Source organism: Planctomycetota bacterium (genome assembly GCA_035384565.1).
Taxonomy (GTDB): Bacteria; Planctomycetota; PUPC01; order DSUN01; family DSUN01; genus DAOOIT01.
Window position 1 is genome coordinate 17,821 of sequence record DAOOIT010000012.1, and the last position, 24,717, is coordinate 42,537.

The 24,717-nt window shown below is 67.5% G+C and carries 20 protein-coding genes, 1 tRNA gene and 1 pseudogene; 14 read left to right on the forward strand and 8 right to left on the reverse strand.

The genetic code is table 11. The features are described 5' to 3' along the window. The first annotated feature begins 72 nt into the window (after positions 1–72). The 8 genes from PLE19_06345 to PLE19_06380 all read left to right on the forward strand — a co-directional run bounded on the left by PLE19_06345 (position 73) and on the right by PLE19_06380 (position 9,757). A complete protein-coding gene (locus PLE19_06345; GenBank protein HPD14549.1) occupies positions 73–876 on the forward strand; it encodes a hypothetical protein in 804 nt (267 codons plus the stop codon). Positions 877–896: 20 nt separating this feature from the next. Further along, complete coding sequence (locus PLE19_06350) at positions 897–1,742, forward strand: hypothetical protein (protein ID HPD14550.1); 846 nt, start codon at positions 897–899, stop codon at positions 1,740–1,742. A 39-nt stretch (positions 1,743–1,781) separates the two neighbouring features. Continuing rightward, positions 1,782–2,606, forward strand: coding sequence for a Flp pilus assembly protein CpaB (gene cpaB / locus PLE19_06355; protein HPD14551.1), 825 nt, complete (start codon positions 1,782–1,784; stop codon positions 2,604–2,606). A 96-nt stretch (positions 2,607–2,702) separates the two neighbouring features. Then, positions 2,703–4,400: an ATPase, T2SS/T4P/T4SS family gene (locus PLE19_06360; protein ID HPD14552.1), complete on the forward strand. Its 1,698-nt coding sequence runs from the start codon at positions 2,703–2,705 to the stop codon at positions 4,398–4,400. Positions 4,401–4,538: 138 nt separating this feature from the next. After that, positions 4,539–5,864 carry an FAD-dependent oxidoreductase gene (locus PLE19_06365; protein ID HPD14553.1) on the forward strand — a complete coding sequence of 442 codons (1,326 nt, stop codon included), beginning with the start codon at positions 4,539–4,541 and terminating at the stop codon, positions 5,862–5,864. Between the two features lie 102 nt (positions 5,865–5,966). Continuing rightward, positions 5,967–7,148: a 4Fe-4S binding protein gene (locus tag PLE19_06370; GenBank protein ID HPD14554.1), complete on the forward strand. Its 1,182-nt coding sequence runs from the start codon at positions 5,967–5,969 to the stop codon at positions 7,146–7,148. Beyond that, positions 7,103–8,068 carry a glycoside hydrolase family 130 protein gene (locus tag PLE19_06375; GenBank protein HPD14555.1) on the forward strand — a complete coding sequence of 322 codons (966 nt, stop codon included), beginning with the start codon at positions 7,103–7,105 and terminating at the stop codon, positions 8,066–8,068. The genes PLE19_06370 and PLE19_06375 overlap by 46 nt, the downstream gene beginning before the upstream one ends. Positions 8,069–8,107: 39 nt before the next feature. After that, complete coding sequence (locus PLE19_06380) at positions 8,108–9,757, forward strand: hypothetical protein (GenBank protein ID HPD14556.1); 1,650 nt, start codon at positions 8,108–8,110, stop codon at positions 9,755–9,757. Between the two features lie 528 nt (positions 9,758–10,285). Here the strand turns inward: PLE19_06380 and PLE19_06385 are convergent. The 7 genes and pseudogenes from PLE19_06385 to PLE19_06415 all read right to left on the reverse strand — a co-directional run bounded on the left by PLE19_06385 (position 10,286) and on the right by PLE19_06415 (position 17,216). Next, positions 10,286–11,281, reverse strand: a complete 996-nt coding sequence (locus PLE19_06385; GenBank protein ID HPD14557.1) for an RluA family pseudouridine synthase — start codon at positions 11,279–11,281, stop codon at positions 10,286–10,288. 260 nt (positions 11,282–11,541) lie between these two features. Next, positions 11,542–12,165: pseudogene (locus tag PLE19_06390) on the reverse strand (corrinoid protein). 12 nt (positions 12,166–12,177) lie between these two features. Further along, complete coding sequence (locus PLE19_06395) at positions 12,178–12,972, reverse strand: tetratricopeptide repeat protein (protein ID HPD14558.1); 795 nt, start codon at positions 12,970–12,972, stop codon at positions 12,178–12,180. 29 nt (positions 12,973–13,001) lie between these two features. Continuing rightward, positions 13,002–13,078: transfer RNA gene (locus PLE19_06400), tRNA-Arg, on the reverse strand. Positions 13,079–13,148: 70 nt separating this feature from the next. Continuing rightward, positions 13,149–13,682 carry an adenine phosphoribosyltransferase gene (locus PLE19_06405; GenBank protein HPD14559.1) on the reverse strand — a complete coding sequence of 178 codons (534 nt, stop codon included), beginning with the start codon at positions 13,680–13,682 and terminating at the stop codon, positions 13,149–13,151. 126 nt (positions 13,683–13,808) lie between these two features. Beyond that, a complete protein-coding gene (locus PLE19_06410; protein HPD14560.1) occupies positions 13,809–14,633 on the reverse strand; it encodes an RNA polymerase sigma factor RpoD/SigA in 825 nt (274 codons plus the stop codon). A 96-nt stretch (positions 14,634–14,729) separates the two neighbouring features. Then, a complete protein-coding gene (locus PLE19_06415; GenBank protein ID HPD14561.1) occupies positions 14,730–17,216 on the reverse strand; it encodes an alpha-galactosidase in 2,487 nt (828 codons plus the stop codon). Positions 17,217–17,334: 118 nt separating this feature from the next. Between PLE19_06415 and PLE19_06420 the strand changes: the two genes are divergently transcribed. The 5 genes from PLE19_06420 (at position 17,335) to PLE19_06440 (ending at position 20,251) form a co-directional block, all read left to right on the forward strand. Further along, a complete protein-coding gene (locus PLE19_06420) occupies positions 17,335–18,201 on the forward strand; it encodes a hypothetical protein (GenBank protein HPD14562.1) in 867 nt (288 codons plus the stop codon). A gap of 83 nt (positions 18,202–18,284) precedes the next feature. Beyond that, positions 18,285–18,950, forward strand: coding sequence for a DUF1080 domain-containing protein (locus PLE19_06425; GenBank protein HPD14563.1), 666 nt, complete (start codon positions 18,285–18,287; stop codon positions 18,948–18,950). A 1-nt stretch (position 18,951) separates the two neighbouring features. Then, on the forward strand, positions 18,952–19,575 hold the full coding sequence (locus tag PLE19_06430) for a DUF1080 domain-containing protein (GenBank protein HPD14564.1): 624 nt from the start codon (positions 18,952–18,954) through the stop codon (positions 19,573–19,575). A gap of 53 nt (positions 19,576–19,628) precedes the next feature. Further along, on the forward strand, positions 19,629–19,760 hold the full coding sequence (locus tag PLE19_06435) for a hypothetical protein (protein HPD14565.1): 132 nt from the start codon (positions 19,629–19,631) through the stop codon (positions 19,758–19,760). Positions 19,761–19,825: 65 nt separating this feature from the next. After that, positions 19,826–20,251 carry a Rieske (2Fe-2S) protein gene (locus PLE19_06440; GenBank protein ID HPD14566.1) on the forward strand — a complete coding sequence of 142 codons (426 nt, stop codon included), beginning with the start codon at positions 19,826–19,828 and terminating at the stop codon, positions 20,249–20,251. A gap of 12 nt (positions 20,252–20,263) precedes the next feature. Here the strand turns inward: PLE19_06440 and PLE19_06445 are convergent, their stop codons facing one another. Further along, positions 20,264–22,213 (reverse strand): hypothetical protein, encoded by a 1,950-nt coding sequence (locus PLE19_06445; protein ID HPD14567.1) that lies wholly within the window; start codon positions 22,211–22,213, stop codon positions 20,264–20,266. A gap of 250 nt (positions 22,214–22,463) precedes the next feature. On the opposite strand from PLE19_06445, the gene PLE19_06450 reads away from it, so the two are divergent. Then, positions 22,464–24,716 carry a hypothetical protein gene (locus PLE19_06450; GenBank protein HPD14568.1) on the forward strand — a complete coding sequence of 751 codons (2,253 nt, stop codon included), beginning with the start codon at positions 22,464–22,466 and terminating at the stop codon, positions 24,714–24,716. Position 24,717: the final 1 nt, after the last annotated feature.

Here is a 24,717-nt window from a genome sequence, read left to right on the forward strand (position 1 = left end):
CAACCGATGAGAACGCGGCTCCTGAGGAATCTGCAACCGCCGACCCGCACTCGGCAGAAATGCCGCGGTGCCATGGCAGCCGAGCTCGCCGTCCTCACTGCCTTCGTCTACGTGCCGCTCATCTTCGGCTCCATCTATGTCGGCTGGCTCGCCACGGCGCGCCAGCGCGTTCACGAGGGCAATCACTACAGCCTGTGGGCCGAGGGCGACCAGAGCGAGGACTTCCCCACGCGGGGCGAGGTCCACGGGGTCGGCTTCCGCGAGTTCCCGGGCCAGGTCCGAGTGCAGGAGACCGATCCTCTCGATGCCGACGTGCCCGGTCCGCACGAGATCCGCGACCTCTTCGAGGAGTTCACGAAACTTCAGCACTACCGCAACGTGTCGGCCCACGGGAGCTTCTACCTGGACGGCAGCACGGTGCGGTACCGCGAGAGCGTGCGGGTGGATGAAGGCTACCGCATGCGCCCTGAGGGGCAGCTCGTCGAGGCGTGGAAGCTGCTCGACGACCAAATCCCGGAGCGCATCACCGACCAACTCATCGAGTACATGCGTCGCCGCCAGGCCCACACGAACTACCAGCACATGTGGTTCCACGACAAGGACAAGGTCGTGGCCGGGGACGGCAAAGTGGCGGGATGGAACCTCGAGATCCCCAACGACGCGAAGGCGACGAAGGACGAGTGGAGCCCCGTCGCTGCCGTGCGCTGGACCAAGAAGCGCGAGGCCCGCGACCAGTCGCCCCCGGGCGCCCGGGAGCGGAGCGAGGTGGGCATCTCGAACAGTCTGCCCGTGGTCGAACCTGACTACGATGTCTGGCATCCCTGCGAGGGCTGGAAGGCGCAATCCGGCCCGCCGCCGGGCGGCAATACGCCCTGAGGTCTACACGGAGCCGCACCATGAAGCTCGACCGGCCGACCGTCCTCAAGTACGCCTGGCGCGGCGGGCTGATCGCCGTCCTGAGCGTGGGCATCCTGGCATTCGGCTATCGCCACGGGCGAGCCTGGCTCGGCAGCGGGGCGGCGCTCACCGCCGGCCCGTCCCGTGTGCAGAACGTGGCGCCGCTGGCGCCGCTGCCCGACTCCACACTGCTGCGCTCGCACGATTGCGTGTTCAACGGCGAGCGGACTGCGTTCGCCCAGTACCGTTCCCCCAGGCCGGCGCGGGAGGTTATCGAGCAATTCGAGGAGCGCTACGGGAAGCCCACGGACCAGGCGCCTCCCGCTCGCGGTACGATGATGCACATGGCAGCGAGAGGCTACGCTGCTGCGGGAGCCGTGGACGCGGAAGGCTGCACCGTGGGCATCGTGGCCTTCGAAGACCCCAAGGCGAGCGGCTGCACGTACTTCGTTGGTCGCAGCAAGCCCAGTGCTCCGACACTTGCGCCTGGCGGCGATGTGCCCGGCGAGGAGGTGCCTGGCGTGCCGCGTCCTCCGCGGGCCCGGCGCGTCTTCTGCATTGACGGGCTGGGCGGCATCGCCTCTCGCCTGCTGGTCTACGAGGGGTGGGGCACGCTGGAGGAGGCGGCGGCCGTGTTCGCGGCCGACCTGCCTAAGGCCGGCTGGACCCGCAACAGCGACGCCGAGAACGTCATCCAGAGGCGCCTTGAAGGCAAGTTCCTCTCGTTCATCAAAGGCACCCGGCGCACGATGGTCTACATCGAACGCGACCCCGGCTCCAACAAGGTGCGCACCGCCGTGGCCTACACCGTGAAGGACTGGCTGCCGCCCGACCGTGGTCTGTGACCGCGGGGCCGGCCCGGCCCGATACACCAGGAGTGTGGAATGCGAACCAAGCTGGCTCTGCTGGCCGCTGTCGTCCTCGGGTTCCTTGCCGCCATCGGCGTTCGCCATTACGTGGAACAGAAGAAGGTGGAGCTCGAAGGCACGGCGCGGCGCGCCGCCATCGCCATCGCGCGTGAGGGGATCAACCGCGGTGACATCTTGCGCGAGCACATGATCAAGCCGGTTGAGGTCGAGGAAGTGGCCATCGGCGCGATGCACATCCTCTACGACCAGCGCAAGTCCTGGATCGGCACCCCGCTCGCCCGCAAGGTGAAGGCCGGCGATCCGCTGATGAAGACTGACTTCATTGGGGCGCCCGACATCGAGCAGACCTCGGCCCGGCGCATCGAGCCGGGCTGGCGGGCCATCACGCTGCCAGCCGACCAGATTTCCGGCGTCGCCGGCCTGATCACGCCGGGCGCGCGGGTGGACATCCTGGGGACCTTCCGTGAGCAGGGCGGTGGGCCCAATGTGGCGGCGACCGTGGTGACCAAAGTCATCGCCCGCAATGTCGAGGTGATCGCCGTAGACAACCGGACAGAGCTCACACTGGCCGCGCGCGCGGGCGGGCGCGCTCCGCAGAGCGATCGTGGCTACAGCTCGGTGACGCTGCACGTCACGGCCCTCGAGGCCTCGCTGCTTACCTTCGCGCAGGGCGCGGGCAAGCTGAGCTTCGCACTCCGGCGCACGGACGATATTCAGGCCAGGGCGATCCCGCCGATCACTCAGAATGAACTCGACGCGATCATCGCCGCGGCGGGCCAGGAGCGCGAGCGCCTGCTGCAACAGCAGTCCAACAAGCCGCCGGCGCCCGCGAGCCCGTGAGCCGGCAAGCGCGGATGCCGAGGGCCCTCAGAACAGAGTTTTTCGTATGGCAAACGGGCGCGGCGAAGTCCGCATGCCCTCAGCGAGGCGAACCCGATGCCCTTTCTCCACGTAATTGACAGCGAGACCAACGTCCAGCGGCGCATCCCGCTCACGAAGCCGTCGTTCACCATTGGCAAGTCGCCGGCCAACGATCTGACGCTCGACAAGGTCGCCATGTCGCGCCAGCACTGCGAGATCGTGAGTTCCAACGGCGCCTACGCCATCCGCGACCTGGGGAGCCGCAACGGCACCTACGTGGGCGGCCGGCGCATCACGGCGGCCACACCCCTCACCGACGGCACGCGGATTGACCTCGGCCCAGTCCAGATCATCTTCTACGCGGGAGAGATGCCTGCCGCGGCGACTCCCGCGCCCGGCGACAAGAAGGCCGCCCCAGGCACCCAGTTGGTGGCCCGCGAGGCGGGACCGCCCGGCCGTCGACTCGTGCCTCCCGAGCTCAAGAAGAAGATCCACGAGCGGCTCCTGATGGACCTGGACCTGCGGCACGTGGACCTCACGCAGCACACGGACGAAGAGCTTCGCCAGAAGGCGGAGGCCGTGGTGCGCAACGCCGTGGCCGTGATGGCCGCTGAAATCCCCCTCTGGCTGCCGCACGAGCAGTTGATCAAGGAGGTGGTGGACGAGGCGATCGGCCTTGGCCCCATCGAGGACCTGCTGGCGGACCCGACCATTGACGAGATCATGGTGAACAACTGGGACCGCATCTACATCGAGCGGAAAGGCAAGCTCGAGCTCACGGACAAGTGCTTCACCGACAACGCCCAGGTGATCCACATCATCCGCCGCATCATCGCCCCGCTAGGCCGCCGCATTGACGAGAGCAGCCCGATGGTGGACGCGCGCCTGCGCGATGGCTCGCGCGTGAACGCCATCATCGCGCCCCTCGCGCTCACCGGGCCCACGCTCACCATCCGCAAGTTCGCCGCCGAGCCGTACACGGAGAAAGACCTCGTCGAGAGGTTCGGCACCCTCACGACCCAGGTGGTGGAGTTCCTCAAGCTCATCGTGCAGTACCGCGCCAACATCCTCATCTCCGGCGGCACCGGCTCGGGCAAGACCACGCTGCTCAACGTCGTCTCGTCCTTCATCCCGCGCGATGAACGCATCGTGACCATCGAGGACGCGGCCGAACTCAAGTTGCACCAGGAACACGTGATCAGCCTCGAGGCCAAGCCGCCGAACATCGAGGGCAAGGGCGCCATCCCGATCCGCGAGCTGGTGCGCAACAGCCTGCGCATGCGGCCCGACCGCATCATCGTCGGCGAGTGCCGCGGCGGCGAGGCCCTCGACATGCTCCAGGCCATGAACACCGGCCACGACGGCTCGCTCACCACCATCCACGCCAACAGCGAGCGCGACTCGCTCGCCCGTGTGGAAACCATGGTGCTCATGGCCGGCATGGAACTGCCCAGCCGGGCTATTCGCGAGCAGATTGCCTCGGCCATTGATTTCGTGGCCCAGCTTTTGCGCATGACGGACGGCACCCGCAAGCTCGTGGGCCTCAGCGAGATCACGGGGATGGAGGGCGACGTCATCACGATGCAGCCCATCTACCAGTTCGAGCAGCGGGGCTTCGGCGAGGGCGGCAGAGTGCTCGGATCCATCAAGCCCACCGGGGCCATCCCGAAGTTCGTCCACGACCTCCGCGCCCGCGGCGTGCCGGTGGACATGACGCTGTTCCAGGACCTGAGCGTTCCGCCCCCGCAGCCGCGGCCGATGGTCCGCCACTGAGCCGGTTATTCCCCGACGGGGCGCTCGGTTGACAGCCCCCACGTTCCCGCCTATGATCCGCCGATGCCGGCACGCCCGGCTTCCAAGGAACTGTTCCACACGAGGCGAACGGAGGAACTCAGGGCCGTGAAGAGTGGAATGTCGCGCAGAGAGTTGTTGGCTGCCTTAGCGGCATCGGGCCTGGCGGCCCGAGCGCTGGGGGATGACGCAGCGGACGGGCCGGCGGCGACGCCGAAGGGCGACCTGGTCACGCCCAACGTCGTCCCCGCGACCCTGGTGGACGGCAAGGTGATCCAGCCGCAGCGCGAGCTGTCCGTGCTCCACAAGACCGAGGTGCTCGTGGTGGGCGGCGGGCCGGCGGGCGTGGCCGCGGCCATCGCGGCCAGGCGCGCAGGGGCCGACACCACAATCGTCGAACGCTACGGCCACTTCGGCGGGCAATGGACGGGCGGTCTGGTGCTCATCGTGATCGGCATGCACGTCAAGGGCGGCAAACACGTCACCAGAGGCATCGGCTACGAGATCATGCAGCGGCTCGAGAAGCTCGACCGCGGCATCGTGAACACCCGGCCTGGCGCCAGCCCCACCGTGGACGCCGAGGCGCTCAAGTATATGATGGTCGAGATGATCCGCGAAGCCGGCGTCAAGGCCTTCCTCCACTGTTGGGGCGTGGACGCCATCGTCGAGGGCAACGCGGTGCGGGGCGCCGTGTTCGAGAGCAAGAGCGGCCGCCAGGCCATCCTCGCCAGGGTGGTGGTGGACGCCACGGGCGACGGGGACATCTACGCCGCCGCCGGCGCCCCCTTCCAGCATCTGAGGTTCCGCATCGGGCTGGTCCACCGCCTGGGCAATCTCGACAAGGTGGACGCCGAGAAGGCCAAGACTGCCTCGAAGAAGCCCCGCGACCTCGGCGGCGTGACCCCCATCAAGGGCGTGACGTGGGTGAACATGCAGGGCCCGGACGCCGATGCGCTGAATGTGGCGGACCTCACAATGCTGGAAATGAACCACCGCCGCTTCATCTGGCGCAGCGTTGAGGAGATCCGCAAGACGCCCGGCTACGAACAGGTCTATCTGCTCGAGACGGCGCCCCAGCTCGGTGTGCGCATCTCGCGCCTGCTCGCCGGCGTCAAGCAGCTCACGTTCAAGGGCGTCATGGACCGCCAGGAATTCCCTGATGTGGTGGGCGTGGGCGGCATGTGGAACATGGAGCACCCGGAGTGGCAGATTCCCTACGGCGCGCTGGTGCCAAAGACGGTGGACAACGTGCTGGCAGCCGGGCGGTGCATTTCGGCCGAGGCCAAGATGGCGGAGATCATCCGCATCATCCCGCCCTGCTTCGTCTCGGGGCACGCGGCCGGCGTGGGCGCCGCCGTGGCGGTGAAGGACGGTTGCCGGCCCCGCGATGTGGACGTGGCGAAGGTGCAGGCCATCCTGAAGGAGCAGGGCGCCTACCTTGGCTGAAGGCGGCGTGAACGGGCGAGTTCGTAGTGCGGCCTTCAGGCCGGACGCTGGGTGCCGGATACGGGCTGAAGCCCGCACTACAAACTCCCTGATGGGGGTGTGATGCTTCGCACAGTCACCCGCTGCTGCGTGCTCGTGCTCGGCGCGCTGGTCGCGCTGCGGGCGGCGCCGTGGCCCTGGGTTGCGACGGGGCTGCCCGCGTTCAGCCCGTTCGTGGCCTTCTGTTCGTCCGTGGCGGCACGAGCCGTTGGCCTCGTCGCCCTGCTGGGGTTGCCGATTCTCATCCTGAGCGTCGCCCTTCGGCGCGGCTTCTGCCGCTATGGGTGCCCCGTGGGGTTGGTGCTGGAGTGGGTCGGCCGGCTGCGCGCCCGCGCGCGGCCCCCCCACCTGCCGCCGGTGGGCCAGTGGGTGCTGCTGCTCACCGTGGCCGGCTCGCTCGCAGGCTATCCGCTGCTGCTTTGGCTCGACCCTCTGGCGCTGTTCCAGGGCTTCTTCGGGGCGGTGCGGCCGCCCATCGTGTGGCTGTCGGCCATCGGGCTGCCGGCAGTTGTGCTCGTGACGCTCCTGTGGCCGGGCGCATGGTGCGGCAAGGTATGCCCGCTGGGCGCGGCGCAGGACCTGCTGACGTTGGCGCGCCGCCCAAGCGGCGAGGCCGCTTGCCCGTCTGGCCTTGCCCGCCGCTCGGCGTTGGCGATCGGCCTGGGGGCGGTCTGGGCGCTCTCCACCACGCGCTGGGCGCGGGCCGGCGCGTCCCGGACCCTCCGGCCGCCGGGGGCGCTCGACGAGGCGCGCTTCCCTGGCGTGTGCGTGCGCTGCGGCAACTGCGTGCGCGTGTGTCCCACCGGCATCCTGCGTCACGACACGGCCAGCGTGGCGGGCTTCCTCGCCCCGGTCGCGAGCTTCCGGAGCGGCTACTGCCGCGAGGACTGCGCCCGCTGCGGCCAGGTGTGTCCCAGCGGCGCGATCGCCCGCCTCCCGTTGGCTGCCAAGCGCACCAGGCCGATGGGGTGCGCTCAGGTGGATATGGGCCTGTGCGCCCTCGGCAACGGCCGCGAGTGCTCGGCCTGCATTCTCCGTTGCCCGTACGAGGCGATCACCACGGCCTTCAACTGGGACGACTACACGACCACCCTGCGCGTGGACCCGGCCAGGTGTCCCGGCTGCGGCGCGTGCGAGCTCGCGTGCCCCATGCCCCTCAAGGCCATCGTGGTCGTGCCACCGGCCAAGGAGAACCGACCGTGCCCGACCCCGCAGTCCGGCGCTTTGAAGGCAATCCCATCTTGACCGCGGGCGACGTGCCCTACAAGGCCACGCTCGTCTTCAACGCGGGCGTCACGAAGTATCAGGGCCGGTACGTCATGGTCTTCCGCAACGACTACGGCACCTGGGGGGATCCCTGCCTCGAGGGCACCAACCTGGGCCTCGCCTTCTCCGAGGACGGCCTGCGGTGGCGCGTCGAGGCCAAGCCGTGCTTCGAGCTCAAGGGGCCCAACATCACGCGCGCCTACGACCCCCGCCTCACGGTGTTGGACGGGCGGGTCTGCATGTGCTTCGCCGTGGACACGCCGCACGGCCTCCGCGGCGGCATCGCCGTTACGGACGACTTCGAACGCTTTGAGGTTCTGTGCCTCTCCGTGCCCGACAACCGGAACATGGTGCTGTTCCCGGAGAAGATCGGCGGCAAGTACGTGCGGCTGGAGCGCCCGTTTCCCGTCTACAGCCGCGGCGGAGGCGAACTGTTCGACATCTGGCTCTCCGATTCGCCCGACCTGCGCTATTGGGGCAACTCGGACGTCGTGCTCACCACGCGGGATGTCCCCTTCTGCAACGCCAAGATCGGCCCCGCCGCTCCGCCCATCAAGACCGCGAAGGGCTGGCTCACCACGTTTCACGCCGTGGACATTGATCCGTCCCGCGGCAAGAACGGCTGGGAGGCCGCGTGGAAGAAGCGTTACACGGCCGGCGTCATGCTCCTCGACCTCGACGAGCCTCGGCGGGTCGTGGGCTTGTGCAGACGGCCGCTCCTGGCGCCTGAGGCGCCGTACGAAACCGCCGGCGGCTTCCGCAACCACGTCATCTTCCCCTGCGGCACGGTCCTCGAGCAGGACGGCGAGGTGAAGATTTACTACGGCGCGGCCGACACGGTGATCTGCCTGGCCACGGCGCACGTGGACGACCTGGTGCGCCTGTGCCTGGAGGGGTAGCCAGAAGAGACTCGCCAAACATGCGAAAAGGATGCGAAAATGGCAGAATGGCGAAGGAGAGTCCTTCCCGCGGCCGTCCTGATGGCCACCGCGGCGTGGCTCGAGGCCGGAGAGGCAGGACCGTTCCAGCGGCGCTGGGTGTATGTCTCGGAAACGTCGGCGGTCATCTACTGGCAACTCGACGACATCCGCCGCGAGGCCCTGAGCTACGTCGAATACGGGCAGACGAAGGACCTGACGCAGAAGACGCCCGCCACCACAGACCCGCGCTGGGCGCACTTTCATCGTCTCAAGGGCCTCCAGACGGGCAGGCCCTGCTACTACCGCATGGTCATCGTGGATGCCGAGTCGAAGGCCGAGACGAAGAGCGAGGTGCTGAGCCTTGAGACGACGAGGCGGGAGGGCGCCATCCGCATCCCCCAGGAAGTCAAGGGGCCGCCCTTCACCCTGGACAAGCCGGGCGCGACCTACGTGCTCACTCAGGACGTGACCGCCGACGGCGACGTCTTCATCATCACCGGCTCCGATGTGACACTGGACCTCGACGGCCACACGGTGGTCTTCGGGAACAACACGGGGGAGCAGGTGAGCGGCGTCCTAGCGAAGAACACGGGCAAGGCCACGATCTGCAACGGCCACGTGGTCCAGGGCGCAAGGTGCAAGGCCTACAGCACGGCCGTCGAGAGCCGCTGGCGGCCCGAGCCGACCGAGATCTTCGGGATCAGCACCGACGTCCACCTGCCCAACGCCTACCCCGTGAAGTTCCTGGGCAAGGCGACGGGCGTCCGCGTCCACCACAACCTGCTGGCCAGCCGCGTGACCGAGATCGAGAGCCGCCACTATCCAGGCAACGACCTGCTGCGGCTCGACATCGCGGGCGGCAACATCGAGGTCAGCGACAACCTGCTCAGCGAGGGCTGCCACATCGGCATCCGCCTCGCCGGCGAGGGGCCGAACGTGGAGGTCCACCACAACGACATCCGGCACCACCAGCGCTACGTGAACGGCTACGCGCTCGCGTGCTCGTGCCCCGGCCTCAAGGTGCACCATAACCGTGTGACGTCGGCCGGCCGCGGCGCGCACCTCACGGCCGAGGGGATCGAGTTTGCCGACAACTACCTCGACCTGGTCGGCCGCCCCGACCTCGACGACATGCCCGCCAGGTCGCGCCCCTTCAAGACCATCGCCGTCGAGTTGCACGGCATCAAGTTCGAGGGCGATAAAGTGCGTAACTGTCGGGTCACGGGCAACTTCTGCCGCATCGTGCAGAAGCTGCCCGACGCCCGGGGGCTTTATGTGCCCGCCACACCCCTCAACATCGCCTGTTACGATCCGAATGCGATGAACGAGATCGCGGAAAACACGTTCGTCGCCCTCACCGAGCACCGCAAGACGCGCCACGGGGGCTACGGGGACTCGGGCGAGTGGGCGGCCTCAGTCTACTTCGTTGGGATGGACAAGGGCCCGGCCCAAGCAGGCAAGTGGTCGGCCTGGTTGCACGACAACCGCTTCATCAGCAACGACCTCTTCCTCGGGTCGCAGACGCCTGTCAACATGACCATCCGCATCGAGAGGAACACCTTCGTCCTGGCCACCGAGCCCCCGCCGACCGAAGCCCATGCCCCCTTCTGGCGAGTTGGCCCAGCCCTCGAGGCCGTCGTCAAGGCGGGCGGCAACCGCTTCGAGTGATGGACACAGTGTGTGATCTGGGCCAGATTCCTGATTCGTGCTTGTCACATCATGGAGCGGGTATGGGGGGCGGCCGCGGAGCGGCCAAGAGGGGCGCCGCACGTGGAACGTAGGAACGAGGGGACCGAGGGGAGGGAGGTAAGCCCAGTATTTTCAATTGGTTAGGAGTGGCGGCGACAAGGGGTGTCTCGGCCGGGTGTCGCCGGCGTCGCGTGGCTGTGGGGTAAGCGCCCATACTTGCTCATTCCTGAGGGAGAGGAAGTGAGCAAGTATGGGTGGAGGGGCGAGAATGGGCGATTGTGGCGGCTCCGGCCATACCGGCTCAGTCGGGGCAATGAGCAAGTATGGGCGAGGCGGCCGCAGGGCGGCCAAGAGGGGCGCCCCCACGCGGAGCGTAGGGACGAGGGGGCGCGCTACCGAGTGGAAAGGACAGGGTGGTTGGCGTCCGGTGCTCCCGAGCCGGAGGCGTCGGGTCAGGCGACTCTGGGCTTCCCGTGGTGGGACGGACAAGACTGGTCGGTCGAGGGGTCAGGAGGCTGGGGAGCGGAGTTCCCGCAGGGCGCGGAGGAGGGCAGCGAAGTCGGCGGGCGGCGGGGCGGCGAATTCGAGGCGACGGCCATCGGTGGGGTGGGTGACGATGATGCGGTGGGCGTGAAGGGCCTGGCGCTCGATGAGCGGGGCCTCGCCGGGGGCCGGGGGCTGGCCGAGCAGGTCCGAGCGATAGAGGGCGGCGCGGTCGCTGTAGAGGCTGTCAGCGACGACGGGGTGGCCTATGTGGGCGAGGTGGACGCGGATCTGGTGGGTGCGGCCGGTGAGGAGTTCGACGTCGAGGAGGGCGAAGCCACGGAAGCGTTGCTGGACGCGGTAGATGGTCTGCGCGGGCTTGCCGCCCTGGCGCACGACGGCGACGGCTTCGGGGTTGCGCCTGTGGCGGCCGAGCGGGAGGTTGATGAGGTCGGCATCCAACTGGGGTTCGCGCTCGACGACAGCCAGGTAGTGCTTCTCGACGGTGCGCGCCTCGAATTGCGCGGCGAGGGCGGCGTGGGCGAGGTCGGTCTTCGCGCACAGGATGACGCCGCTGGTGTCGCGGTCGAGGCGGTGGACGATGCCGGCGCGCAGTTCGCCATAGGCAGAAGAGAGTGTGCGCGTGTGGCCGGCCAGGGCATTGACCAGTGTGCCGCCCTGGTGGCCCTTGGCGGGGTGCACCACCATGTCGGGCGGCTTGTTGACCACGAGCATTTGCTCGTCCTCATAGAGGATGTCGAGCGGGATTTCCTCGGGGGGGACGGCGGGGCCTTGCGGCAGCTCGACGGTCACCTCGATGCGATCGCCTCGGCGAATGCGGCAGCTTGGCTCGCTGGGTGCGCCGTTGACGGTCACGCGCCCCTCGCGGATGAGGCGCTGGATGGTTGTGCGCGAGAAATCGGCCAGCGCGGCGGCGAGGTACTGGTCGAGGCGCCGATCGGTCACGCGGCCTCGGATCGTGAAGCGCTGGTGGAAGATGGTGGTGTCGCCGGTGCTCATGGCCACCTGTAAGCAACAGGCGCAGGGGCGATTCTGACGTCGCCTCTGCGCCTGCGGTGGGTCATCGCGTGGCGGCCACGCAACTACTTCTTGGCCTTCTTTGCGGGCTTCTTGGCGGCCTTCTTGGGGGCGGCCTTCTTCACGGCCTTCTTGGCGACGGCCTTCTTTGGGGCTTTCTTCGGCGCCGCCTTCTTGGCGGGCGCCTTCTTGGCTGCCGGCTTCTTCGGGGCAGCCTTCGGGGCGGCCGCGGGCGCGGGAGCGCCCAGCAGGGCCTTGGCCACATCCACGGCGGAGGCGGCGTCGGCGCCATAGCCGTCGGCGCCGATTTCGTCGGCGTAGCTCTGGGTGACGGGGGCGCCGCCGATCATGACCTTGGCCGCGAGGCCGGCTTCCTTGAGGGCGGCGACGACGTTCTTCATCTGGGGCATCGTGGTGGTGAGCAGTGCGGAGAGGCCGACGATGGAGCAGCCCTGAGTCTTCACGGCCTCGACGAATTTCTCGGGGGCCACGTCAATGCCGAGGTCCACGACCTTGAAGCCGGCGCCCTGGAGCATCATGCCGACGAGGTTCTTGCCGATGTCGTGCAGGTCGCCCTTGACGGTGCCGAGGGCGATGTTGGCGATGGGCTGAACGCCTGCCTTCTTGAGCTCGGGCTCGAGGACTTCCATGCCCCACTTCATGGCGCGAGCGGCGATGAGGACCTCGGGGACATAGAACTCGTTGGCCTTGAACTTCTGCCCAACGACGTTCATGCCGGCGATGAGGCCCTTGTTGAGGAGGTCGGCCACCGGCACCCCCTCCTGGAGGCCCTGGGCAACGAGAGCCTTCGTCTCGTTCGCCTTGCCCGCGATCACGTTGTTGGCCAGTTCCTGCAAGTCCACCATGTGCTCCTTCTCCTACTTCGAGGGTGCAGGGTTGGGCGACGAGGGGACAGGGGCGGCCGGCTCGCGCTGCGGGGCCTGCGGCGCCCGCCGGCCAAGCTGGGCGAGTGCGAAGTCCGCCTGCTCGGCGCACCACCCAGCGAGGGGGTCCACACGGAGTTCCTCGTACTTCATCCGGGCCTGGTCCAGACGCCCGAGCTGCTCGTAGCAGTAGCCCGCCTGCCACTTCGCCAGGGCGGCCAGGGCAGCGACTTGGGATGTGGATGCCTTCTCGAAGTGTTCGGCGGCCCGCTCCCACTCGCGCAGGTCCAGGCGGGCCTTCCCCGCCTGGTAGTGGGCCAGGGCGATCTGCTGATGGGCGGGGAAGTCGGCCACGAACTGCTCGGCAGCCGCGGCCGCCTTCTGGAGGTGCTGGCGGGCCTCCGCAAGCTTGTCGTCTCGGAGCGCGGCGGCGCGGAGCAAATGTCCCTGGGCCAGCTCGAGCAGGGTGATGGCTGCCACGGGGCGGCCCCGGTGCTGCTGCACGAAGTCGCCGAGCTTCGCAAGGAGGGGATCGGTCACCCGCTCGCCGTCGTCACGCGCGCTGGAGGCGAACTCCTCGGCGAGGCGATAGCGCTCCTCCCACGGCTGATCGCTGCGGTCGGCGAAGACGCGCGAGGCGACGAGCCAGGCGGCGACGGCCAGCAGGCCGACAACCATGGCGATGCCCACGGGCACGATGTACCGTTCGGCCTTCTGCCAGAGCTTCGAGAGAACCTCGGCGAACTTATCGGGGTGCTTGACTTCGCTGTACCGGAGGTGTTTGCCCACGCTATCCCATCCATTGCGGCCGGCCGAGCTGGTACGCCCGAGAGGACTCGAACCTCTGACCTGCGGTTTAGGAAACCGCCGCTCTGTCCTGCTGAGCTACGGGCGCAAGCTCTCGCGCCTGGTGTGCCCCCGCAGGCCGCCGGGCGCCTTCTGGCGCCGGACGGCTGGGGACCCTGCTACTCTTCCTCACTGGCGTACTGGACCAGTGTGAACACGTCGTGCGGTGCGAGCTTCTCCCGCCCCGCGAGAAAAGTGAGTTCCACGAGGAACGCACAGGCGACGATCACGCCGCCCGCCGCCTCGACCATGTCGCAGCAGGCCTTCATCGTGCCCCCCGTGGCCAGCAGATCGTCCACCATCAGCACCCGGGTGCCGGGGGCGATGGCGTCGCGGTGCATCTCCAGCGTGTCCGTGCCGTACTCCAGGTCGTACGTGGCCCGGAAAGTGTCGCAGGGCAACTTGCCCTTCTTGCGAATGGGCACGAAGCCGGCGGCGAGCTGGCAAGCTACCGCGGGAGCGAGGATGAAGCCACGCGCCTCGGTGCCCGCGACGACCTGGATGCCGTCGTCATAGAACGGCTCGCTGAGCCTGTCCACGGCCTCACGCAACAGCTCTGGGGAGGCGAGCACGGGCGTGATGTCCCGGAAGACGATCCCTTTCTTCGGGAAATCGGGTACGCCGCGGATCGCCGCCTTCAGATGGTCCTCCAAGTGGCACTCCTGCAACAAGGCCGACATGCATAGGCTCGAAGAGTCTAGCACCTTGCCACGCCGGCGTCAACTCTTTTTGGCCCCTCCGGATGCCGCTCACGCGGGCCGGAACGGTGTGGCGCGCCCTCAAGGGAGCGGCTTGCGCTCGCCGGTGAGGTACTGGTGCAGCTTCCGGAGGGCCTCGTTCTCGATCTGGCGCACACGCTCGCGCGTGAGGCCGAGGCGCGCTCCAATGTCCTCGAGGGTCATCGGAGCGTTGTCCTCGATTCCATATCGCATGCGCAGCACCTGGGCCTCGCGAACGCTGATCACATCCAGCAGTTCGCGGATCCGCCGCCGCTCGTCCTCGTCGAAGAACCGCTGGTCGGGCCGGGGCGTGTTGCGGTCCTCGATAACCTCGTTGAGGGAGGTGAGGACGTCGAGGCTCACAGGCTGCGAGGAAGTGATGGTGGCGCTGACGATGCGCTTGAGGACGCGCGCGTTGCTGGTCGGGATGCGGATTTCGCGGGCGATCTCCTCGGGCGTGGGCGCTCGGCCGAGGCGGGCCGTGAGCGCGGCGTCGGCGCTCTTCCAATGGGCGATGGTCTCGACCATGTGGGCCGGGATTCGCACGATCTTCACCGTGTTGGTGATCGCGCGCCGGATGGCCTGCTTGATCCACCACGTGGCGTAGGTGGAAAAGCGGCAATCGGCCTCGGGGGAGAAGCGTTCGACCGCCTTCAGGAGGCCGATGTTGCCCTCCTCGATGAGGTCGCCGAACGACAGCCCGCGGCTGACGTAGTTCTTGGCCACGGAGACGACGAGGCGCAGATTGGCCTTCACCAGGGCGTCGCGGGCCGAGGCATCGCCGCGCGCCATTCGGAGGGCGAGCTCCTTCTCCTCCTTGGCGCTCAGCAGCGAGATCCGGCTGATCTCGTGCAGATAGGCTTCGAGATTGGCTTCGCGGCTGATGGCACGCGCTCCTCTAAGGGCCCACAGGCCGCGCCCACTGGGGAATTATAGGTAGCCGGTTGTGCGGAGTCAAGGCGAGCGCCAGTCCGATGGCCCTCAGTGGGGCGCTCTCTGGTAGCGAACGAGGAGGCTGGCGGGGGCCGCTGCGATCTCGGGGCGGAACGCGGCCAGCGCGGCGCCCGTTATCCTGCGGGTCTCCCGCGCCGCATAGGTCTCGAGGAACACGACCTCGTAGGTGGCCTTGGCATCGAGGCCGCGGAGGGCGACCTCGGCGACCGTGTACGGACTCTGCGGCCGGCGGAAGAAGACGGCGAAGCCCGCGTCAAGGTCGGGCCGGTGCAGTTGCCAGCCGATCCATTGTGTCTCGTCGAGTGTGATGGGCAGCAGGGGGTAGTAGTCGCCCTGGTAGAAGGGGCGCAGGCTCTTGGTCTCGGCGATGGCCGCCTTGGCCAGTTCGGTCGGGAAGTCCTTGGCGAGGTCGCTTGGGCAGAGGTTCGTGCCTGTTGTGGCGATGCTGCGCCAGTTGTAGGGGTCGAATGCCCACACGCCACCGGTATGGAAGGGCACGTAGAGGCTCAGGCCCGCCATCTGCACCTGGTCCCAGGTGGGCATCGGCTTGCCGCAGCACTGGGTGTCAGAGCGCCACAGGGGCACGCTGCGAGTGAGGGTCTCCAGGTCAATGCGCCGCCCGCCGCTGGCGCAGGTGTCAATCCAGAGGCCGGGGTGGCGGCGGATCAATTCGTCCCACATCTCCAGGTGGCCTTCGACGTAGCGGATTTCGGTCATGCCCTTGCGGTCAGGCGCGTCGGCCGCCTGCCAGAAGGGGAGGGGGTCTATGTTGAAGTCATTGCGGTAGATGTCTATGCCGCTCTCGGTGATGCACTTCGAGAGCCAATCGGTGAGCCACTGTCGCGCCTCGGGCTTGCCCAGGTTGAAGAGGCCGTCGCCGCCGCCCGCGCGCAACACGAAGTCGGGGTGCTCTTTGGCGATGCGGCTGTTGGGGTTCACGCGCTCCGGCTCGAACCAGACGATGAACTTCATGCCCAGGCGATGCGCCTCGTCGCTGAGGGGCTTGAGGCCGCGGGGGAAGGCCTCGGCCTTGGGCACCCAGCTCCCGACGCCGCTCGGCCAGCCGCCCTCGAACCAGCCGGCGTCGAGCCAGTAGACCTCGACGCCCAGCGGCGCCATGCGGCGGATGGCCTCCAGTTGGTTCTTCTCGGTCACGTCGTTGCCTGTGCCATAGGTGAACCAGGTATTCTGCGTGACGGGCGGGGTGACCAGCGCGCCGTTCACGCGAGGCAGGTAGTGGGCAATGAGGAGCCGTCGGAAGGCGTTGTGGCCCGCAAACCGGTCGTTGCCGTCCCACAGGAGAAGGAGGATGCGGGGGGTGCGGATGCTCTCGCCGGGGTGGAGCTTGAGGTGGATGGTCTGCTGGCCGCTCTGGATGAGGACCGCGCTCGCCTCATCGCGTGCGGCATGCAGCGCCCACTGCCCCGACCAGCCGATGGCGCCCACGATGCCGCCGCCTGGCCATTCGAGGTTGAAGAAGGGCAGGCGGCCATTCGACGAGCGGCCGCCGGCAGGCGCCAGGTCAATCGCCGCCTTGGGCGCGAGCGGCTGGTCCACAGGCAGGAAGTCGGTCGCCGTGCACGTTGAGCCGTGGGCGTGATGCAGCACCACGTCGCCCTTATCGGGCACGTTCACGCGCAAGTCGAGGGGCAGCACCTTCTCGAGGAGTGGCGTGTCGGCCTGCCCCGTGTTGCGGAAGCGCAGCACCGATTCGACCGCGGGGAACTGCTCGAAGAGCGTGACTTCGGCTGTCACTTCGAGGCCCGTCGCCGGGTCTGTCCAGGTCACGGCATGCGCTTCGCGGCCCGGCTTGGCCGGCAGCTTGGCTTGCGAGCGCTTCCACGTGGGCAGCAGCTCAGACGATGCCTTGCCGCCGTAGGTGAACGAGAAGGGGATAGCCGTGGAGAGTCCCGCGGCCTTCCCCACCACCTGCATCTCATCGAGCCACAGCTTCTCACCTGTTTCGAGCATGACGAATGCCTCCGCCCAGTCGGTTTGGTCCCAACCCGGTCCATCGCCGCCGTCGAGGATGCGCAGGGTGAACTCGCGCGCCCCATTCAGTGCCACCCTCACGGGGAGCGGCGGGTCCGAGCCGCGCCGCACACCGGAACGGAACGCCTCCTTGCCGCCCACCTCGACCACGAGCACCACGCTGCCTTTCTCTGCCCTGGTGTCGTAGTTGTTGTCAATGCCCGCCTCGGCCTCAAAGGCCCTGCCTGGCCCCGGCAAGCGCACGACGATCTCTGCGACGGAGTGGCTTCCGATACCGCGCTGATACTTCCTGTCGCCCAATTGGAGGGGGGTCTTCATCACCGACCGGCGGCGCTCAAACTGGCCGTGGTCCTGACGCCTGACCTCGATGCCCGGCGGTGCAGGGGCCTCGTGCGCGCCCTCGCCGAGCAGCGCAGCGCGCGCCCAGGCGTGCGCCCGGGCCACATCGGGCAGCGGCTCGCCGGCGGAGGCCGCGAGAGAGGTGAAGACGCACGCTGCAAGCGGGGCCGCAAGGCACCTCATGGAGTTCTCCTCTGGACGCCTACTTTCGCAAACTCGTGCCTTGGAGTCAAGCCGCTTGCATTGTCTGCCCTCTTGGCTACACTATCGGGCGGAGAAGGGGCAACCAACGAGGAGCGTGATGCCCATCAAGCGTCTGGCAATGGGAACGCTGGCTGCGTTGCTGACGGGGTTGAGCGGCTGTGGCGCGCCGCGGCAGGGCAGCGATGCCGTGGTGCGTCTGGTGCCCGCGCCCGCGCTCACGTGCAAGCCGGAGCCGAAGTACCGTTGGCTCGACTGCCTCGGCCAGCCCTACTCCGACGAGTTTCGCAAGAGCTTCTCCTATGCGCGCGCCCAGGTAGAGGTGCGCTTCCCTCGGCGGGCCCCTGTCTTCGAGGGCACGATCTCTGCCCGGAGACTCAAGCCCAATTTCGCCTACCAGGTCAAACTCGTCGGGCTGCCGCCATCGCAGTGGGGCCGAAGGGGCCATGCCGCGTCGAACCGCGCCCTGGGCGACGCGGGCCGGTGGTGGCGCCCCGGCCCAACCGGCGGCAACGCCTACTTCCTGGACGAGGAGAAGGACAAGGACGGCATGGAGGGCTACCTGGTCTTCGGCTATTTCGTCACGGACGCCGAGGGCCAGGCGGAGATGTCGTTCTGCGCCGACAGCTCGTTCCACGTGCTGTGGAAGGTGAGCCAATGGAAGCCGGGCGAAGGGGATTCAGCGCCTACGACGCACAGGGTGATCGCCGAAGCGGGCCGCCCGGGCTACGACCGCTCGTTCCCAGCCGGCGAGGTCGCCCTGTACGCCGAGGCCCAAACAGGGCGCCCGCCAGTCGGTCAGGTGCGCCTGCCACCGGGCGACTACCGCTGCTTCTTCCTCCTCACCGAGGAGAGCTTCCACGACTACTACAACGAGCTGGGCGGCGACTGGGCCGCCGCCCTCGCCGCCCTGATCGAGTTCACCATCCTTCCGCCCCCGCCAGACTCCCCAGGCGATGGCAGTTGACTTTCCCCCCGCCAGTTCCTAAGATGAAGCCGTGTTGGGTGGCATTGGAAGCCATTGTTGCCTCTTGCGTTAGGAGCGTGGGCATGCGCGAGCTGAAGTGGGCGTTGACGGCGCTGGTCGTGGCGGGCTTCGCGGCGGCCGCCGTCGCGGGCGAGGAAGCATGGAAGCCCGAGGGCGAGGGCTGGATCCAGCTCTTCAACGGGCAGGACCTCACCGGCTGGAAGTTCAAGGGCGGCACCAACACGTCCTGGAGCGTCAAGGACGGTGAGCTGGTCAACACGAAGCCCGAGGAGAAGGGCAAGCACGGAGTGGATATCTTCACCGAGCAGACGTTCCGTGACTTCCAGCTCCACATCGAATTCAAGGTGCCCAAGGGCGGCAACAGCGGCGTGTACCTGCGCGGGCGCAAGGAGATTCAGGTGCACGACTCCTTCGGCGTCGAGAAGCCCGGCACCGGCCACTGTGGCGGTCTCTACAGCAAGGCGGGCGCCAGAGTGAACGCCTGCAAGCCCGCGGGCGAGTGGAACAGCTTCGATGTGACCATCGTAGGCGACACGATCACCGTGTACCACAACGGTCAGCTCATTCACGACAAGGTCGAACTGGTCGGCTGCACGGGCGGCGCCCTCGACGGCGACGACACGAAGCCCGGCCCCCTGATGCTCCAGGGCGATCACAGCAGCGTGTGGTACCGCAACATCTGGATCAAGCCGCTCGCTGCTAAAGAGAAGCCGAAGGAGAAGGAATAGGTTGAAGGCAATCTGGCCTGCGATGCTGCTGGCCGCCGTTGCGGTGGCCGGCGACGCGGACTTCAAGCCCGGCGAGGGCTGGCTGTCGCTGTTCAACGGCAAGGACCTCGCCGGCTGGAAGCCCGTGGGCCGCTACAAGAGCGAGTGGCGCGCAGAGGACGGCGTGCTCGCCAACCCGGTGGAGAGCGACAACCTGCACACGGAGAAGGAGTTCGAGGACTTCGAGCTCCACCTGGAGTTCAAGCTGCCCAAGGGCGGCAACAGCGGCGTGTTCCTGCGCGGCTGCAAAGAGGTGCAGGTGTTCGACTCCTTCGGCAAGGAGAAACTGGCTGAGGACGACTGCGGCGGCATCTTCGGCAAGCTGCCGCCTAGGGTCAATGCCTGCAAACCGCCGGGCGAGTGGAACAGCCTGGACATCGCGATCGTCGGCCGCAAGATCACCGTGGTGCTCAACGGCAAGACGACGGTGGACGGCCAGGTGGTGAACGGCGTGACGGGCGGGCAGATCAACGAGGACGAGGACAAGCCCGGCCCGCTCATGCTCCAGGGCGACCACAGCGCCGTGTGGTACCGCAATCTGTGGATCAAGCCGCTGACGAGGAGCGCCGCGACGAACGTCAAGTGATGCCCCCTCATTGGAGCTGAGGCGGGCGAACCCAGGGAGGAAAGGAGAAAGGCATGCGTCGGTTGATGGCTTGGCTGGTGGTGCTCGGCTTCGCGATGAGCACGGTTGGCTGCGCGTGGACCGCCCCGAAGAAGGCGGCCGAGCCGCCTGCGAAGACGACAACGCCGGCCCCCGCCACCAAGTGAGCGCTCACCCCCGAGGCGCGGGCGCAGCCATGGCGCCCGCGCCTCAGTCCTTTCAGGCCTCCGCGATGGCCGAGAACATCAGCCGCCTCACGTTTCTCGTCCAGAGCGCCAGGGCCTGCCTAGGCGCGGCGCTCGGCGGGACGCTCGCCGCAGGCTGCGGCAGGGGCGGGAGCGCGAGTGGGGCAAAGGCCCCCGGCGCGAGCAGGCGCCTCCTCGCGCGGGAAGAAGATGTCCAGACGGCGCTCTATTTCGTCCACGGCGACCTCAAGGGCGTGCTGGTGCGCACCCCTCAGGGAATCGTCGGCTACGAGAACAAGTGCCCCCACGACGGCGCGCCCGTGGTGCTAAAAGAGAACGCCCTCGTGTGCGTGTGGCAGGGCTCGGCCTTCGATCCCGCCACGGGCAAGCCGCTCAAAGGCCCGGCCAAGGAGCCGCTGGCCGCGCTCAAACTCGAGTTCAAGGACGGCCTCGTGCTGCTCGCCGGCCGCTGATGGCGCCGCCGGCTACGGCGAGCCGATGTAGACGAGGAAGCCCACGTTCCCCGCGATCGCATCCACGATCATCCAGAACGCGCCGCACATGAGTTGCCCGAAGATCATGCCCATAAAGATCGGCATGCAGCGGCGGTACGCCACGGCCCCGCCCGACCGCATGATCACCAGCTTCGCCAGCCAGCCCAGGAACACGCTCCACCACACCACGCCCGTGACCCAGCAATCGCCAATCACGAAACCAACGTAGTGGATCGGCCACCAGGCGAAACGGTGGCTCAGGAACACCAGCACCCACATCACCGCCCCGCCGAACGCCGTATAGCCCCAGCGCTGCCAGATCCAGCTCGTCTCCACCGGGTTCCGCAAGTGGTGCTCGACGAACTGGTAGGCCAGTGTGGGCACGCCGAACTGGCGCATGTTGGCTCCGCCTCGCGTGTAGTTCAGATGCATCGTGATCCAGACGGCGCCGGCCATGCCCGCCACCATGGCCACCAGCATCCCCAGGAGCACCCGACGCGGGCGGCCCCTGCACTCGTGGGCCAGCTTCATTCCGTGAATGCTCGAGGTCATCACCGACGTGCGGTACTCCGCCGCCCAGCTGTACTGAAAGGCCATCTGCACGAGGCCCTTGGTGCCGAGGAATTCCGGCCCGATCCCGTAGACCATGAAGAGCTGGGGCAGCATGGGCGCCGAGGTGAACCCCATGCCCCCCACCGCGATCACCCGCGTGATCCCGAAGAAGATCAGGTAAGCCACGGCCAGAAACACGAACGCCGCCAGCCACGACAGGCCCGACGCGTGGTACCAGCCACAGATGAACGCTACGCCGACGAGCGTGCCCACCACCGCGCTGCGGTAGGACATGATCTCGCCCGAGTCGTCCACGTCCCGCGCGTTGAGAAACGCCTTGCGCAGGACGTCGCGGATGTGGAATCGCGCCCGCCACAGCACGGCGGCCGTTAGCACGATGAGCGCCCCGAACGCCTGGTGCGCCGTGGCTGGGCTGCTGCCGGTGAGCCACTCGTGCCGTCCACCCACCGTCACCCCCACGGTCTTGAAGATCCCTGTCTGAATCCTGGCGAGGAGGCAGAAGATCCAGATGCTCGCGGCGACGTTCAGGTTGATGAAGTAGGTGACCCCGATGACTGAGAAGTTCCAGAAGAAGACAATCCACACGGTGCGGCGGAAGAAGGGCAGCGCATCGTACAGCTTGATTTCCGGGAACGCGGGATACCGGTAACGAATCGCATCGTTGCTGATGAAAAAGAAGGCGAGAAGGAACGGCACCCAGAACTTCCACGTGCGGAAGATAGGGGGCACGAGCTTCTCCTGGTTTCCCTTCAGCAGCTCCATGGGAGGGTGGGTAAGGGGAAAGGTGAGCCGCTCGTGCTCGACCCACTGCTTGCGCACGATGACCATGAGGCAGATCATTACGAAGTAGATGGCCACCATGAGCGCCGTCCACCAGAGGAGCGGCATCGCCCAGGCTCCCCACGGGATCGACTCGCCGCGTGGCAGGCCGTTGTAGAAGTAGTAGGCCACCTGCGGGTCGCGGGGCGCCACCCAGCTCGGGATGTGCGGCACAATCATCTCGGCCCAAGCATTCTCCGGCGTGGCGTAGTAGAACGGCCGCGTGAGGATGTGGAACATGTTCGTCACAAGCCCCCACGTCGGGATCGCCGAGGCCACGATCATCATGATGTAGATCAGCAGCAGCTCGTGGGTCGAGAGGGCGTTGCGCCCGAAGAGCAGCTTGAGCACGGGATTCACGATCAACACGAGCACGAAGAGCAGCATCATCGCGCCGGCGGTGATGTAGTCGGAGGTCAGACCCGCCGTCTGCATCACCAGCACCGAGTACGGGCAGGCGATGTTGAGGAACACCGACAGCGCGGCGCCGATGAGCAGCGCTCGAACGGTGAAGCCATGTTCTGCTACGCCAGCGAAGCCTTGCCTCATAGCCCGTAGGTTACCTGCATCGTCGCCGGCGGTCAAACCAGACTGTCGGCCGTCTGCCGGCAACGGCTCCTGGGCTCAGGAGTCACCGAAGCCTCGGTCCAGGGACGTGCCAGCCCCTCTCCACTTGACGCGTGCCGGACGACGGACTATTATCGCAAGGTGCCCAAGGCAGCCCGTGCTCACAAGGCGCGTCAGGGCCGGAGGTCAGACCCTGAGACCCCCAACGCCGAGGCGACGGAGAGACCTTGATATGAAGAGTTGCACAGGAGCGCTCGTGGCGATTCTCCTGGCGGGCAGTGCGTGGGCGGGCGGTCTGCCGGTCCAGATGTCTGTCGCCGACATCCAGGAGCTGAACGCAGGGGCATGGGGTGCGCTGGAGCGGGAGGGACAGCGCGCCTACCGATCGGCCCTGAGAGGCAGGGATGCCTGGGTGCGCCTCCCCGCCTGGTGGAGCGAAGGACCGAGGCCGCCCAAAGGCGTGCACTACATCCTCGAGGTCACATTCAAGGACGTTGCGGACGCGCCGACCATCGCGGAGTCCTTCGGGGCGCTCGGCAGCTACTATGGCCGCACCGAGCTCCATCGGTTCGGAGGGGAGGGGGACGCCCAGTGGAAGGTGGCTCACGTTCCCGCGAGTTGGGACCTGGTGATCTCACCGAAGGGCACGCAGGCGGCCGAGTTCGCATTCCGCGCGCCGGCGGACGTGCCGATCTCAAAGATCGAGGTCCGCGAGGCGAAGCTGCCCGAGGACCAGGCGCGCTACGAGGCCGAATCGCGGGCCTGGGTGGCCAAGGCCCAGGCGGCCAAGGCGGCCACGGCGGAGCAGATGGGCGCCGACGAGACGCCCGACATCCCAGATGCGTTCAAGGGCAAAGCCGTTGTGCCCTACGTCCGCGCCTACTACGACCGCATCTGCCCTAACAGCGCGCCCAAGAAGGGCGAGGTGGGGGCGACCATTCACGTGCGAATGGCCCGCAACGAGTTCGAGCCGGGCACCTTCGCCGTCTACGCCCAAGAGGACCTGCGCGGTGTGGAGTTCACCGCGTCGGAGCTGACCGGCCCTGCGGGCAAGCTGGCGTGCGAGATTCGCCGCCACACCATCGAGTATGCCCTGGAGCCGAAGGGGAAGGCCCTCGCCTGGGCGCCGCAGCGCCTCTGGCCCGCCTTCCCCGCTGCGATCAAGAAGGGGCAGTCGGCCTGGTTCTGGATCACCGTCCACACCCTTGGCGAGGCGAGCCAGCCGGGGAAGTACCGCGGCAAGGTGACCATCACCGCGGGGCCGCACACCGCGGAGTTGCCCATCCAGGTGGAGGTGCTGCCTATCACGCTCCTCACGATGGACGAGGCGGGGCTGCGAATGGGCGGCTGCGTGACCGGCCTCCCATCGGCCGGCGAAATGGCCACGATGCGCGAACACAACCACAACATGGTCAACCTCTGGTTCGCAGGCGTCCAGCCCGAGATGAAGAAGGCGGGCAGCAAGATCGCCCTCGACTTCCACTATCTTGATGACTGGATGAAGCTGGCGAGGGAGAACGGCCAGGGCGCCATCGTGTGGTTCCTGGGCGGCAATCCGAATGGCTTCCCCATGACGCTCTCAATGGAGCGCGACCTCTACGGCCTGGCCGTCGGCCCGCGCGATGAGTTCTTCAAGAAAGCCGGCTCGCAGGAGTTCCGCGGCAAGGTGCTGCCCGAGGTGCGGCCCCACTACGCCCAGTGGCTCAAGGACGTGGTTGCGCACGCGAAGGAGAGAAGCTGGCCCGAGCTGATCTTCACGCCGTTCGACGAGCCGGCGAAGTGGAGCTATCCCGAGCCGCGGGCCGACAAGAACTACAAGTTCGCCATCGGCTGCGGGCCGTGGATACGCGACCACTTCAAGGACGCCTGCGCCCTCATCCACGAGGCCGTGCCCGGCACGAAGGTCTACATCTCGATGCACCGCAACTTCCACCGCAAGGTCCACGGCACCGACGGGCGGGTGGGCGAGATCTTCATCCCAGACTGCGATGTGATCTGTACCAACGCCATCGAGGAGGACCACGAGCTTGGCGACAAGGTGCGGAAGGCGGGGAAGATCTTCTGGCAGTATTCGGGCAACCGCAGCCGCCGGTTCGGGTTCGGCTTCTACTTCGCCGCCTGGGAATCCACCGGCTCCCTCTGCTGGGCCTACAATTGGGGACGGCGCTTCGACATCACCGAAGGCTCGAACTGGCAGTATGCCTGGTGCTCCCCCTTCGACACCATCCTGACGCCCGACTACGAAGAGCTGCGCGAGGCCTGGGACGACCGCCGCTATATCGAGACCGCCAAGGCCGTCGCCAAGGCCGCGGGCAAGGACATCAGCGGCCTCCTCGCCCAGATTCGCACCGAGACCCTCGCCAACCAGGGCACCGGCGGCCGCGACCTCGTCAACGACTTCTGGGAAGAGGGCCGCCAGGCCAACAAGATGGACCACTGGCGCGACCTGCTGGCGAATAGGATCGTGGAACTAATGCGGAGGTAGC

What these genes read in the sequence shown, in the direction of transcription:
- PLE19_06420 (HPD14562.1), top strand. Translation starts at nt 17,335, where the DNA reads ATGCCCATCAAGCGTCTGGCAATGGGAACGCTGGCTGCGTTGCTGACG.
- PLE19_06370 (HPD14554.1), top strand. Translation starts at nt 5,967, where the DNA reads ATGCTTCGCACAGTCACCCGCTGCTGCGTGCTCGTGCTCGGCGCGCTG.
- PLE19_06385 (HPD14557.1), bottom strand. Translation starts at nt 11,281, where the DNA reads ATGAGCACCGGCGACACCACCATCTTCCACCAGCGCTTCACGATCCGA.
- cpaB (HPD14551.1), top strand. Translation starts at nt 1,782, where the DNA reads ATGCGAACCAAGCTGGCTCTGCTGGCCGCTGTCGTCCTCGGGTTCCTT.
- PLE19_06365 (HPD14553.1), top strand. Translation starts at nt 4,539, where the DNA reads ATGTCGCGCAGAGAGTTGTTGGCTGCCTTAGCGGCATCGGGCCTGGCG.
- PLE19_06415 (HPD14561.1), bottom strand. Translation starts at nt 17,216, where the DNA reads ATGAGGTGCCTTGCGGCCCCGCTTGCAGCGTGCGTCTTCACCTCTCTC.
- PLE19_06450 (HPD14568.1), top strand. Translation starts at nt 22,464, where the DNA reads ATGAAGAGTTGCACAGGAGCGCTCGTGGCGATTCTCCTGGCGGGCAGT.
- PLE19_06380 (HPD14556.1), top strand. Translation starts at nt 8,108, where the DNA reads ATGGCAGAATGGCGAAGGAGAGTCCTTCCCGCGGCCGTCCTGATGGCC.
- PLE19_06345 (HPD14549.1), top strand. Translation starts at nt 73, where the DNA reads ATGGCAGCCGAGCTCGCCGTCCTCACTGCCTTCGTCTACGTGCCGCTC.
- PLE19_06425 (HPD14563.1), top strand. Translation starts at nt 18,285, where the DNA reads ATGCGCGAGCTGAAGTGGGCGTTGACGGCGCTGGTCGTGGCGGGCTTC.
- PLE19_06445 (HPD14567.1), bottom strand. Translation starts at nt 22,213, where the DNA reads ATGAGGCAAGGCTTCGCTGGCGTAGCAGAACATGGCTTCACCGTTCGA.
- PLE19_06360 (HPD14552.1), top strand. Translation starts at nt 2,703, where the DNA reads ATGCCCTTTCTCCACGTAATTGACAGCGAGACCAACGTCCAGCGGCGC.
- PLE19_06435 (HPD14565.1), top strand. Translation starts at nt 19,629, where the DNA reads ATGCGTCGGTTGATGGCTTGGCTGGTGGTGCTCGGCTTCGCGATGAGC.
- PLE19_06350 (HPD14550.1), top strand. Translation starts at nt 897, where the DNA reads ATGAAGCTCGACCGGCCGACCGTCCTCAAGTACGCCTGGCGCGGCGGG.
- PLE19_06440 (HPD14566.1), top strand. Translation starts at nt 19,826, where the DNA reads ATGGCCGAGAACATCAGCCGCCTCACGTTTCTCGTCCAGAGCGCCAGG.